Source organism: Sorangiineae bacterium MSr11367 (assembly GCA_037157805.1).
In the GTDB taxonomy this organism is placed as follows: domain Bacteria; phylum Myxococcota_A; class Polyangia; order Polyangiales; family Polyangiaceae; genus Pendulispora; species Pendulispora rubella.
The window spans coordinates 13,282,363-13,294,624 of sequence record CP089983.1 but is presented as its reverse complement, the minus strand read 5'-3'; the positions used below and the strand labels follow the sequence as shown (position 1 = coordinate 13,294,624).

Sequence of the window (12,262 nt, the reverse complement as noted above, 5' to 3'; positions counted from 1 at the left end):
TCAGCCCCGCGCGAGGTACGCTCGGTTCGCGCCAGGCGGAAAGCGGCGGTCGGCGAAGATCGTGACCAGGCCGTCGGCGGTCGTCACGTCCTTGATGCTGCCGGTGCTCTTGCGCCAGCGGAATTTGATCGGCGAGCGCACCAGAAGGATGGGTTCATCCTTCATGTTCAGTGCTCGTTTCCAGCGTTCGCCATCCTCGCGTGTCGCGAAGACGTACTCGTTGACCGGCATGGGGCGGCTTCGCCATACAACGTAGCCGACGTCCCAGTCCGAGTCGTCACCCTCCAACCCGTCGCAAAAATCGCAGACGAGGGAGATGAAAAGCGGTCTCATGGGTCGTGCGCAACGGGGGCAATTCATGGCTGACGGTGTCTTGGATGATGTGCGCACCAAAAACTTTCTCGGTCGGCGAAACCTCGTGCTCAATCGAGTCGTATGCGAGAGGAATCCTCTTTCCAAAGGAAACCTCGCCATGTCCCAGATCGAAAAAGTACTGTACACCGGCAAAACCAACACGACCGGCGGCCGCGACGGCAAGACCCGCAGCGAAGATGGCCGGCTCGACGTTCAGCTCTCGTCGCCGGGTTCTGCCGGCCCCGGCACGAACCCCGAACAGTTGTTCGCGGCGGGATGGTCGGCTTGTTTCATCGGAGCCATGGGGTTGGCGGCGAAGAAGTTGAAGGTGGAGCTTCCCGCCGGCGTAGCGGTAGACGCCGAGGTGGATCTCGGCACGGGTGGCGGCGCGTATTTTCTGCAGGCCCGCCTCAACGTTCACCTGCCGGGCTTGGAGCGCCAAGTGGCCGAGGCGCTGGCGGAAGCGGCACACCAGACTTGCCCCTACTCGAAGGCCACCCGGGGCAACATCGATGTGGAGATCAAAGTCGTCTAGCGGACCTATTGACGCCGTTCGCGAGATGCGCGAAACGGGCGGGGCATGCTTTCCACGGATCACGTGTCCCCTGAACTCGCCGAGATGCGGAGCCCTGCCGAGCTCGCAGAGATCGCCGACCCCGCGGCCCTTCGCACCGCCGTCTCGGATTACATCCGCGCGAAGCATTGGGCCCACGGCTACGAGTTGCTCACGCCGTTCGAGCACACGTTGAGGCTCGCATTCGAATGTGCGCGCCACGAGAGCCGCGGGACGCTCTTGGAAGAAGCCCTTCGTGGGCGCGAGCGCTGTTGGGAGCTGGTTGCCGCCCTCGAAGCCATCGGGGCGCGCAGCTCGGCAAACGCGCTGCGCCGCGCCCACGAGCTTTGCGCCGCGGTGCCCGCCGAAGATGCAGCCAAGGCCCGCTCCACCGACGATTGGTGCATCCTTCTCGGTCAGGAGCAATTCGCGGAGCTCGAAGCGGCACTCATCGAGAACGAAGTCGCCGATCGCCTCGCCGCCTTCGTGAGCGACAACAAGCACCGGCTGCAGCCCGACTAAGGACAGCCGGCAGCCGGCCGCGACTTCAACCTTCTGTATCCGAGATTAACGAAGCCTAAACAATTGGGCCCCATGTTGACATGTGTCATGAATCGGAAACCGTCCAGCGCCCCGACCGCCCAACCGCCGCTCGCCCCCGAAACGGAGCCCGCGCGGTTCGGCCTCGAACCGCGCGCGCGGAAAAGCCGCGATCGCGGTGAAGCGATGCCCGTGCCTCTGTTCCTGGCGGCGGCGGCGTCGACCCAAGGGCTCGAGTGGCGTTACGGGTGAACGAGGCCTCTGGCGAAGAAATAGGTCACGGTCGATAGAAAGATCACCGCGAGCATGACGAGAGCCTTGAGCCACCACGGCCCCGGGTTGAGTGCAATCTGACGATTGATCACGAGGGTGAAGGCGCCGAATGGAACGCCGAACATTCCCTGCCGCAGGAAGAAGACGAACGGGACTAGGATGAGGATCGCGTAGCCCCAGCCGTCCCATGCCCCACCCTTTCCGTACTTGCGACCGTTCACGCTGACGCGCGGGATGCGACGGGTCAAACTGAATACGAGCCGGAGTTTGGCCTTGCTGCCATCGCGCATGGGCAATTCGAAGCCACCCCCATTGGATGGACGCGCGGGTTGTCCATCGAGGAACAGTCGCGGACTGCTCCACCAACCGGGCGCCAACATGAACGACACGCGCGCGGCCGCGTCATCGATGGGAACGAGGTATTCCGTTTCTCCCTCGCCAACAGGTGCACGAGGCGGCTGATAAGGATTGTTCATCGACCTTGCCGCTCATCGCACGCCGGTCGAGGACGTTCAATGGGATTTTGCGAAGAAGGCTATCCCTCGCCATGCGATCCGGGCAAGCGGCTTCTTTTCCGTGAGTTCCCTTTCGCTCTGCCGGCGAAGCGAACCACGTCGACCCGTGAAGTCGCGACGTCGCGACTCCGCCAAGACTAACCGACGATTCGGAAAGGGAGTCTTTCTCCTCGGGGGCCTTTTCTCGCTTGCCGACGCACGCTAAGTGAATGTCGATGCTGGACATTCAAGCGCGGGCGCGTGTCACGCTGGTCGGCTTTCTTTGCAGCATGGCGCTCGGCGCCTGCGTTTCGCCGTCACCGGCGGCGGCTCGCCCACCGGTGGCCGTGGCGCCCAAGGCCGTGGCGGTGGATGGCGAGCAGAGAATCGCCGAGCTTGGAAAGTGCACCCTCGACAGCGGTGAGACCCTTGCGCCTTGTCGCATCGGGTATCGCACGTTCGGCAAGCTCGATGCGGGGAAGTCGAATGCGGTGCTCTTTCCGACGTGGTTCACGGGTACGTCGGGAAAGCTCGTCGACGTGGTGCCGGACAAGCTCGTCGACACGAAACGGTTTTACCTGATCCTCGTCGATGCCATCGGGAACGGCGTTTCGTCGTCGCCGTCGAATAGCCCTACCCAGGCGCACCTCCGTTTTCCGAAGTTCACCATTCGCGACATGGTCGCGTCGCAGGAGAGGTTGCTTCGCGAAGTGTTGCACATCGAGCGATTGCACACCGTGATGGGGATGTCGATGGGCGGTATGCAGGCACTCGAATGGGCGGTGAGCCGCCCCGGCATGGCGGCGCACGTCGTGTCCATCGTGGGGACGCCGCAGCTCACTGCGCAAGACTTGCTCCTCTGGAATGCGGAAATGCATGCCCTCGAAGCCGATACGGCCTATGCGCATGGCGAATACCAGGGGCATCCCAAGATTCGCGCGGTCCAGGATATTCACAATATGATGCTCATGACCGCAGGGCATCGAGCGGCCAATATCCCGCGCAATGAATTTCCCGCATGGCTCGAGAAGATTGAATCGGACACCAGCTTCGATTGGAACGATTGGCACCGCCAACTCGAAGCGATGATCGCCCACGATGTTGCCGCGCCCTGGGGCGGCAATCTGGAAGAGGCTGCGCGCCGGCTTCGAGCGAAGGTGCTCTTCGTCGTCGCCGAGCATGATCAAATGGTGAATCCGGGACCGTCCAAGGTCCTAGCCAAAGCCGCCCACGCGCGTCTGGAGGTGCTCGACGGACCGTGCGGCCACCTCGCCCCCGGGTGCGAACAGCCTGCGCTTGCGCGGTACGTCCGCGCCTTCATGGAGGAGTGAGCGTCATTGCCGCTCGGTGGGGAATGTCGTTCGCGCGTCGTACGAGCGCACGGGGACATGCACGCGAACACTGAATTGATGGGACGAGAGCCACCCGGGTCGGCCCCCGCCATCGATGGGGAATTGGTACGAATAGCCGAGGTCCACGAAAAGGGCGCTCCAAAAGACGCCAAGCGCCGCAGAGGGCCTCGTTTCTCCATGCGCGGTGCCGGCGCCGAGCGCCGCTTCGAACGCGATGCCACCCGCGTCACCCATCGTCGAAAGACGGCCGGTGGCGTACGTGAGTATGCCGTCGACACGGTCGTGGCTCATGGTGAGCAGGCGAACGTCGGCGCCGTAGCCAAGCCACATGGTCATGCCAAGGCCTCCCTTGGATTGGGTGGACTCGTGCACGTGAAGATAGCCGAGTCCATAGTCCGTGCCTCGCGCACCGGTATCGACGCGGAGACCGAGAACGTGGCGCTTCTGTTCGTCCTCGCGCGCTCCTTCTTGGCGTGGAGGCTCCCTTGGAGCCTCGGCCGCCATCGCCCGGAGAGGGACCATCGAAAGAAGGAGAGCCATAAGCAAAGACCGAGCATGCATTTCGAGGCAACGCCCCGGGCTGGCGAACCTTACAGCTCAGCGATCGGCTGCGAGCCGCAGGTCCGGCGGTGCCTGAATGTCGTCGGGCGTTCCGTGCTTGCGATCGGGCCCCGCGCTGGAGACGCGAATTTCACCGGCTTCCTCACAGACGATGAGGAAGGACTGGTCCCACGCATCCGTGGTCTTCGACGCGGCATCGATAATCGAGAACTGCCGCAACGTTTCGACCGAGGGACACGCATCGGGACCCGTAAGTCGATATGCGACGACAAGGTTCCGCAGAGCTTTTGCATTTTGCTCGGTCGCGACAATCTGGGCTCGTATGTATTCGTTCAACACGTGAAAGCCGACGATCCCCGATATGAGCGAAAGAATGGCAAGAACAACGAGAATCTCGATGAGCGTGACACCTCGCGCTCCACGGCGAATCGAATGAACACGGCAACGAGACGAGATGATTCGATGCATGGTGCTCCCCTCTCGAATGCCGTGCAGAGCAAGCCATGCGCCAACCCGAGATAACTCCGTTTTCAGCCTTCCTTCGCGTGACCGATGTCCGCCCCGGGAACGAATGGCAGTCTCCCCGTCGATCCCTCGCCAATCTGGCACCCGCCAGTTGACCCCACGGCGGATCGTCCATCGGGAGGCCGCTCCGATGGCCGAAGTCGGTCGCTCGCCTCCCTCGTCCCGGGCGACCGGCGCCCTTCGGCCAGCGCCTGCCTCGCCGCGACAAACTAGCTCCCAGCCCGACGTTTCCGGCGCCCCCACCTTTGCCCCTTCGCATCGGGCACAGCTTGCGCTAAAGGTAGACGACAAGTGAGCGCGCATAGCTCAGCTGGATAGAGCGCCGGCCTTCGAAGCCGGATGTCGTAGGTTCGAATCCTTCTGCGCGCGCCATGGTCGACGGTGGTGGGAGAAAGTTCGGGCGCTTGTAAGCGCCCGTCTTTTCTAGGGTTTCCGCCTCACTGGGGGAAGGGTTCGCGGGGAACGATTCGAATTTCGTTCTCCCTCACCTCGATCCGGGCGATCAGGTGCTGCACGTAGTTGCGGCTGACTGTACCGCCGCCGGTCACGAGAGCGCGCCAGGCTTCTTGGAGCGTCTGCGGGTCGAGATGCTGGCTGGAAGCGGAGTCTGCGGGTGGCGCGGTGGGTTCGAGAAGACGCAAGAGGTGTCGCACTTGAGTCTGTAGCTCGCGGATCGACTTCTCGCCCAGCGCACGATGGCGATCGTCGCGTTCAACCACCGTGGTCCAGCGAGTCATGTGGTCGCGAACGTCTTCGAGATCACCTTGCAGTTGGGCAACCTTTCTCGCTCGCCGCTCCTCACGTGCGCTGTTGCTCGTTAAGTGAACGAGCAGGTTCTCGCATCGCGGGCGAGTGCAAATGGAATCCGCGATGAAGTCGAGTACCGCCTCGTCGAGGCGGGCGCACGGAATGCGAGCGCCAATGCAGCCCTCCTTGCCGACGCGACAAGCTGTACGACAATTGTAATAGCGGTACGTGTACAGGCCTCGTCGTCGGCTTCGCTTTGTGGACGTTTCCAATTGATAGTTCGCGTCACACTTCGGACATCGAACGAGCTTTGCGAGAAGATTCACTGTTTCTACCTGATGTCCCGGAGCCCGTTCGAGGTCACGGTCTTTTCGGAGTTGGTCGACAAGGTCACAAAGAGCAGGTTCGACAATCGCCTTGACGGGGAGCTCGAGCCATTCCGCCGGATCGTTCCGCTTGCACCTACGCGCGCTTACTTTGCCCCAAACATAGGTGCCACGCACTGCAGATTCCTGGAGCACATCGAGCACGCGGTCCCGGCTCCAAGGTGCTCCCTGCCGATAGAAGAGTCGACGTTGATTCAGCGTGCGAGCAACGGCTTTCGCGCCGCTGCTGGCAATGTAGAGTTGAAAAATAAGCCGAACGAGCTCCGCTTCGTGCTCATCGTGAATCAACACCGACCTCGCAACGCCTGGTCTGACTTCCACCTTCATGCACCGAAACCCGTAGGGTGGCCGCGGTGCGGGATAGTATCCCTGCCGAATGGCCTCACGCATAGCGGCCGAAACGCGCAACCCATTTACTTCAGACTCGTATTGGTCGATGCATTCGTAGATGCCCTGAATGAGTTCCCCCATAGGGTCATTCGGTGTTTCCTGACAGATCGAGATAACGCGAACGCCAAGTTTTCGAAGTTTTTCCTTAACTACACGCGCCTCCGTCGCGTTCCGCGTGAACCGCGACGTGTGGTAGACGACGATCGTTCCGATATCGCTACCCGGCATGAAGACATCGGCAAGCATCTCACGAAATACCTTCCGGTTTGCGTTCATCCCGGAGGCGCCGGCCTCGATGTAATGCTTCGCGATAGTCTGCCCGTGTTTAGCAGCATATTCATCGGCCGCCCTTTGCTGGGCAAAGATCGAGAGCTCTCGCTCTGCCTGCTCAGTGGTGCTCACTCGCAAGTAGCTGACCCACTCAGCCCGAATGCTAGTTGGGCGCATGGTCATCCTCGCTGGTGGCAAGGAGGCTCGCGTCCCCATCGACGGATGCCGCGAGATGCGAGAGCGCTTCTTGAACGAGCTCAAGCTCCCATGCGGGAATGGCCGTCGGAACCCGAAGGACTCCCGCGACAATGTACGGGCCGCGTTTCCGACGGACGTTTGTGTTCACGCGTTTCTTCTTCGGGACCATGGTCTTTCCTCGCTTTTGCCGTTCGCCCGAAGGGTTCGGGCTACGTGGACAGGCAAAGCGTCCCGAAGTTCAACAATGGGGACAAGAGAGAGCGTGGACGGACGAGGCCCCACATACAGCGAGCTGATTCTCTGAAGCTCTATCCTTACAGTGGCGTCTAGCAACATTGAGCTCAGCCGCTCGCGCGGCTGAGTGCCATCGACGGCGGCTGCCGCGAGATCTTCGTCTACCACCTCGGACGTCGTGATTAAATCGTTGCCGACGCGGAGGTGCCGCAATACTGGCACTCGCGTGGGGCTCCGGTCTCGTTCCGGGCGCCCATTCGGGAAGACGCAGATCGAGCGGATGATGCACGGAGTTATGGGATTGACGCGCGACTCAACGTCCCGGTAGGAACTCAAAGAGGATTACCCTACCGGCAAACCGTTACTCCCTCTGATCTCACGTATAACCGCTGACTGCTCGTCTTCATCACCTTCAATATCGGGAGGAATTTGCTCGTTCTCGTAGCGCTCGTACTCTCGCCATCGCCGAAGAACACGCGGATCCGTGATTTTATATTGAGCGAGCACCTCACGCACCTTGCCCGCATCGGCAACCGAGAATCGCTCTTGACCACGAATGAAGGAGCCCTTCTCGTCCAACCCCTTAAGTGCGTTTGTTTGCTTTTGGAATTCCTGAGACCAGCCAGCAAACTCACCGGCAAGCTGGATAATCCGATTCACCAAGTCGAAGCGGCAGGTTCTATCAAGTAGAATTGCGGCCTTGTCAATCTCTTCCTGGCCACACCCCGCGCTGGCAAGCGTGCTCGCAACATCGTTGCGAATGCTCATTTGATCGGAGATTGACAGACTCGCAAGCCGACCGGCCATTGCTACCGAATCCAGTGCCAGTCGGCCCAACGTTGAAGCGACGGTACGAAGCTGGTCTGCGCTTGCCAACGCATGTGCAACAGCAGTTTCAGCCTCCTCCTTCGCTTTCACCACTTGCTCGAATTCCAGGCCGAACGCCTTAAGCTTTGAGATTCCCGGGAATCGTACGAGCACTAGCATGGCCATGCCGAAGGTGAGGACCTCGGCGAGAATGACTGCGTCCTTCGCTATGGCACCGAAATAAACGATCGCCCCTATGCACCCGAAGATAGACAGCCTTTGGGGGCCGAAAATCGCTTTTGCCCAGCGTACCAGAGTGCAGGACTTCGGCGGCCCATGCGATTCAGGTATCTTTTCGGTAGACGTGGTCTCCATGGCTCCTCGGACGTCCGTCTAAAGGGCGTTGTTGAGGTCGACAGAGGCGAAGACCGACTTCAGCTCCCTCGCGAGCTGCAGCCTCCAATCGCCTTCGATGGCAACATACACAACGCCCGAGAAGTCAGATGGTATCTCGGTGCCGACCTTGTACAAGGCACAAACGTGCTTTCGCCCCAGCGCCCCGACGAAGTATCCAAGCTCGAAGATGACATTCTGCCTTGCGCGCAGGTTCTGTTGCTCGAAGGTTGCGGACACGGGCCCACCGCGATCATCGGGAGTCATTAGGACGACCGCATATGGGGCTCGTCCAGCGTGTTCCTCGAACTTCTCGATGACGGTCTGCCCGCGACTCGCCTGCTCGCTGAGGACGATCGGAGTAAGCCCCACAAGCTGTAAGAATCGCGCTGTCTCGTGAAGCGCGGAGGTATCATGCCCATGGACCAGAAAGACGTGATCCGGATCCTTCGTGCTGAGCGCGGGCTTCACCGCAGCCGATGGTTGCGCGTCCGCGATGGATTCCAAATGCGAGATATACGCGTTCAGTGTAGAAATCTTCGCAAGCAGTTCCTCGAGACGCGCCGCTGCAAGCTCTCGAGCGGATGCTTTTCGAAAAAGGTCCAGATATTCCCCCGCATTCGCGAAATAACTAACTTCGTCGGAGTTCGCTCCGAACGCAGCTTGGACCATCATTCTCGCCTTGGTCACCCACCCGTCCAGAGACGTCTCACTTACCTCGGACATTGATGCAAGGGTGTTGCCTTCCTCCGAAAGCTTGTGAAGCCTCTCAATAGCCTGCGTTGCACTGATCGTTGGCGCGCCCACTTCTGGAGCCCGGGGAGTCGACTTTCGGCCTGCCATGAACTTCTAATTCTCCTCGCGCTGCCGAACAAAGGGAAGCCGCAACGACCAACGTTCATAAGGCCCCACGCTACCGGAGCCGTTGCCGGCGCTGCGGCTTGCTGCGTCGACGCCACTGCTTGCGGCGGCTCGCTAGGCGCGCGAGCCTGATTTGTATGGAGCTACTGCTTGTCATACTCGCGGGCGGTGTCGTATGGTTTTTGGTCTCAGCGAGCCGGGGGCGAGCTAAGGTTGTCGAGCAGATGCAGGTGAACGAGCGGGACCGGCTCGCCCATCTTCTTCTGGCCGAGATGAAACGTTGGGAAGCCGGGGACCCTGAGCACGTCGGCGTTCCGCAGTGCCTCGACTGGGGAACCCGCTGGGTCCTCGAGCGTGCCGTCGGGGTTGCCCCACTTCTCGCGAATATGATCGCGAAATCCGCCTACCGACAGCTCCTGCGAGATAAGATCGAGCAGAAGCTCGGTCTCTTCGAGCTAGGGCATTTTCTGAAGACCATGTCCGACGACGCCCGCCGGTTGGACAAGCAGATGGGGATGAAAGAAGGGCTCGACAAGTGGTGGGACGACGTCGACTACGAGTACGAAAAGCTCTTCAAGAAGGCTTGGGACAGCGGGGCCCTGGACATTGATGTCGCCCTGAAGTTGTATCAGCGGAAACCGAAGCCAAAGTCGAAAGCGAAGGCTACTCCGCTCACGGAAGCACCGCCCACGCCAGATGCCACCACATCTGAGGCTCCGTCAGCTGAAGCCATATTTCGCCCGCCGGTTCCCGCGTGTCCCGGCTGCTCAATGCCGAATGACCCCGATGCCGTCTTCTGCAAGCGATGTCGTTATCGGCTGGATGGCAGACGCTCCTGCCATGGTTGCGAAACGATCAACGACTCCGACGCTTCCTTCTGCAAGAAATGCGGCGCCGACCTGACATCCGCATAGTGACCTCGCCTGGTTGCATCGCTCGCACGCGTGCACGAGCTCATCGGGCACGCCGACGACAACGCAGGGTCTTCTCGAAGGCCCGGTTGCCGGGCTACTCGAAGGCTTCTTGGCGCGAAACTGGCGGTCAGCATGCACGTGACAAAGATCTGAACCAGCAAAATTGCGCGAGCTCAGATCCGCACCGATCGTCCCGCCGAGGCGGAAAAAGGGTTTACCTCGCGCGTCGCACGCGAGGGTTGAGCAGGACGATGGCAGCGATGTCGCGGTTCGTGCGGATGCCTCGCCCATTTCTTGCTTGAGGAGCAGGATCGCCTTGGGATGACGCAGCTCGAGAACCACTTCGGGTTCTTCGCTCGCAGCCGCAGTGTGACCGGGTCGTCCGCGGTCCGCGGAGCCAAATGGAAGTTTGTCAATCACGAGGCCGGCGAGCCAGGGACCTGAAAAATCGAGTCCCCTCCAAAAGCTGCCAGTGCCGAAGAGCACGGACCCGCTCCGGCCGTGCACGTCCGAACTCTTGACACCCCTCCCACGACCCACACTCACGCGCGCAGCGTTTATCCGGCCCAATAGCTTGGCGCTGATGGGCGTCGAGCGTGCGGTACGTGAAAGCATCTCTGCGACCCCTCAGAGATGGGCGCCTTCCCGTTCTCCATCTCGACGCCGATCACGAACCTGCGATTTTCTCGGTGTTCTCCATGTTTTTCTTAAGAATTTTCTCCATATTTTTGGTTCCCATCAACATGGAGAATGGAGAAAAAGCCGTAGTAATTCTCCCCTCTCTGCAGGCGCCCAATGCTACTGAAGTGAGAACTCTGTCGATACCGGCTTCGGTCGACAGAGTTTCTCGTTGCATCGGGAAAATTCGGCTCGTTCGCGATTTCTGGCTCTCCCGATGGAGCATGCGAATGTGTGCGTTACGCACGCAAATCAGCGGGCGCGGCCATGCTCCATGGGGGTCTGGAACATGGAGCAAGATGGAGCATATTTCACACGACTTCGGTGTTTGGACTCCGGCTTCGGTCGCATGTCACACGGCTTCGGTGAAATTTCACACGGCTTCGGTCGCGCAGGCTCCCCGCGCCTGCACACGGCTTCGGGCGCGGGCTTACATGGCAATGGCAGAGCTAGCTCTGTTGCCGGCCCCGAGGCACTCGTCGAATGCTCTCCATTCAGTGGCACGATCGTCCGTTGGGCCGTGTTGAGCCGCTCGCATCGCTGCATCGGGGTCCGAACGTCATCACGCGTGCGTTGCGTAAGGATCGCCAGCCCGCTCGGTGATCCGTAAGCGATGGGTGGTGCTCGAGGTACCGCTTCCGAGGCTACCTGCGACGAGGCGCAGCATTCAGGCCGGTCTGGCTAGAAACGCAACAGTCCCTCCGGACTTCCCCAAGCTTTCAGGGCGCGCGTCGCGTCACGCGCGCAAGCGCCTCCAGGGTCACTCCGTCCCCGTCTTCTCCGAACTCCACACAACGCAGGCTTCCACAGTGAGCCGCCCAGACCGAGCGAGCCAACTCGCCGTGCACTTCGCCGGGCAACCACACCCGGCACGACGACCAGCGCGTGCCCGTGAGGATGGCCGGGGATCGTCTTGCGGTTTGGTCGGCCGCGCGCCGGTTGACGGCGAACCATCTCTACCGACGCGGCCACCGGCGGCGGTATCGTCGTCACCGTGAGACGCGCCGTCATCGCGGTGGAGCTGTTGCAGGACGACTTCGACCCGACGTGCGACGTCTACGGGCGGACCTGCGATGTGTTCTTCGACAATGTGATCTTCCGCGCGGAGTAGCGCCTTCACTCGAACTTCAGCGGACGATTCGAGCGCGGCGGCGGGTGCGGATTCGGGACGAGTGTGCTCGCGAGCGCAGCGATCACCTTGGCAACATAGGTATCGAGGGCACGGGGAGAAGTCGCGCCGCTCGACGCCCAGGCCTCGGCGGCTCCATAGATCGCCGCGCTTGCCATCGCGGCGGCCAGCTCGGGTTTGCCGACTGCAACGACCAGCTTCTCGGACAGACCGTACTCGATCACCCGGAGAAGCAGCGTGCGCACGCGAGCCTCGGCAATCGGCCGGAGTAGGCGATCCTCTTGCCGGCCGAGCGAACCGACCCACTGCAGGCACTGACAGGCCGCACGGATCACGGCGGCGAGCTTCGTCGCCCCCGCCCACTCGCCTCCCGACGTGGCGGCGAAGAGGCGTGTCTGCAGCTCGTCGGAAACGAGCGCATCGAGGAGCGCGAATTTGTCGGGATGATGCTTGTAGATGGTGGCGCGATTGAGTCCCGACGCTTTTGCGATGTCGTTGAGCGTCAGCTCCTCGAAGCTGCGATCTCGGAGCAAGGTCTCGAGTCCTTCACGCAGCGCTGTGCGCGTTCGGACGATGCGGGGGTCGATACGAGCCGGCTTCATC

General features: G+C 61.2%; 14 protein-coding genes and 1 tRNA gene. 6 read left to right on the top strand and 9 right to left on the bottom strand.

Features of this window, described 5'->3' with window-relative positions; genetic code table 11:
• Positions 1 to 333 (bottom strand): hypothetical protein, encoded by a 333-nt coding sequence (locus tag LVJ94_51785; protein WXB05367.1) that lies wholly within the window; start codon positions 331 to 333, stop codon positions 1 to 3.
• Between the two features lie 139 nt (positions 334 to 472).
• On the opposite strand from LVJ94_51785, the gene LVJ94_51780 reads away from it, so the two are divergent.
• The 3 genes from LVJ94_51780 (at position 473) to LVJ94_51770 (ending at position 1,699) form a co-directional block, all read left to right on the top strand.
• Positions 473 to 889, top strand: a complete 417-nt coding sequence (locus LVJ94_51780) for an organic hydroperoxide resistance protein (protein ID WXB05366.1) — start codon at positions 473 to 475, stop codon at positions 887 to 889.
• Positions 890 to 934: 45 nt separating this feature from the next.
• Positions 935 to 1,429 (top strand): hypothetical protein, encoded by a 495-nt coding sequence (locus tag LVJ94_51775; protein ID WXB05365.1) that lies wholly within the window; start codon positions 935 to 937, stop codon positions 1,427 to 1,429.
• Positions 1,430 to 1,516: 87 nt separating this feature from the next.
• Complete coding sequence (locus LVJ94_51770) at positions 1,517 to 1,699, top strand: hypothetical protein (protein ID WXB05364.1); 183 nt, start codon at positions 1,517 to 1,519, stop codon at positions 1,697 to 1,699.
• Here LVJ94_51770 and LVJ94_51765 read toward each other — a convergent pair.
• On the bottom strand, positions 1,690 to 2,196 hold the full coding sequence (locus LVJ94_51765) for a hypothetical protein (protein ID WXB05363.1): 507 nt from the start codon (positions 2,194 to 2,196) through the stop codon (positions 1,690 to 1,692). The two genes, LVJ94_51770 and LVJ94_51765, sit on opposite strands and share 10 nt — an antisense overlap.
• A 254-nt stretch (positions 2,197 to 2,450) precedes the next feature.
• Here LVJ94_51765 and LVJ94_51760 point away from each other — a divergent pair, with 254 nt between their 5' ends.
• A complete protein-coding gene (locus LVJ94_51760; protein ID WXB05362.1) occupies positions 2,451 to 3,545 on the top strand; it encodes an alpha/beta fold hydrolase in 1,095 nt (364 codons plus the stop codon).
• Between the two features lie 3 nt (positions 3,546 to 3,548).
• Here the strand turns inward: LVJ94_51760 and LVJ94_51755 are convergent, their stop codons facing one another.
• A complete protein-coding gene (locus tag LVJ94_51755) occupies positions 3,549 to 4,106 on the bottom strand; it encodes a hypothetical protein (protein WXB05361.1) in 558 nt (185 codons plus the stop codon).
• A 57-nt stretch (positions 4,107 to 4,163) separates the two neighbouring features.
• Positions 4,164 to 4,595: a type II secretion system GspH family protein gene (locus LVJ94_51750; GenBank protein WXB05360.1), complete on the bottom strand. Its 432-nt coding sequence runs from the start codon at positions 4,593 to 4,595 to the stop codon at positions 4,164 to 4,166.
• 352 nt (positions 4,596 to 4,947) lie between these two features.
• On the opposite strand from LVJ94_51750, the gene LVJ94_51745 reads away from it, so the two are divergent.
• Positions 4,948 to 5,024 (top strand) — tRNA-Arg (locus LVJ94_51745).
• A 65-nt stretch (positions 5,025 to 5,089) separates the two neighbouring features.
• Here LVJ94_51745 and LVJ94_51740 read toward each other — a convergent pair.
• The 4 genes from LVJ94_51740 to LVJ94_51725 form a co-directional block, all read right to left on the bottom strand.
• Positions 5,090 to 6,577, bottom strand: coding sequence for a recombinase family protein (locus LVJ94_51740; GenBank protein ID WXB05359.1), 1,488 nt, complete (start codon positions 6,575 to 6,577; stop codon positions 5,090 to 5,092).
• Positions 6,578 to 6,608: 31 nt separating this feature from the next.
• Complete coding sequence (locus LVJ94_51735; protein WXB05358.1) at positions 6,609 to 6,791, bottom strand: hypothetical protein; 183 nt, start codon at positions 6,789 to 6,791, stop codon at positions 6,609 to 6,611.
• A 428-nt stretch (positions 6,792 to 7,219) separates the two neighbouring features.
• The gene (locus LVJ94_51730; protein ID WXB05357.1) at positions 7,220 to 8,059 is read right to left on the bottom strand and encodes a hypothetical protein; all 840 of its coding nucleotides are present in this window, start codon (positions 8,057 to 8,059) and stop codon (positions 7,220 to 7,222) included.
• 18 nt (positions 8,060 to 8,077) lie between these two features.
• Entirely contained in the window at positions 8,078 to 8,920 is an 843-nt protein-coding gene (locus LVJ94_51725) for a nucleotide-binding protein (protein WXB05356.1), read from the bottom strand.
• A 242-nt stretch (positions 8,921 to 9,162) separates the two neighbouring features.
• Here LVJ94_51725 and LVJ94_51720 point away from each other — a divergent pair, with 242 nt between their 5' ends.
• Complete coding sequence (locus LVJ94_51720) at positions 9,163 to 9,852, top strand: zinc ribbon domain-containing protein (GenBank protein WXB05355.1); 690 nt, start codon at positions 9,163 to 9,165, stop codon at positions 9,850 to 9,852.
• A gap of 1,794 nt (positions 9,853 to 11,646) precedes the next feature.
• Here LVJ94_51720 and LVJ94_51715 read toward each other — a convergent pair.
• Positions 11,647 to 12,261, bottom strand: coding sequence for a TetR/AcrR family transcriptional regulator (locus LVJ94_51715; protein ID WXB05354.1), 615 nt, complete (start codon positions 12,259 to 12,261; stop codon positions 11,647 to 11,649).
• Position 12,262: the final 1 nt, after the last annotated feature.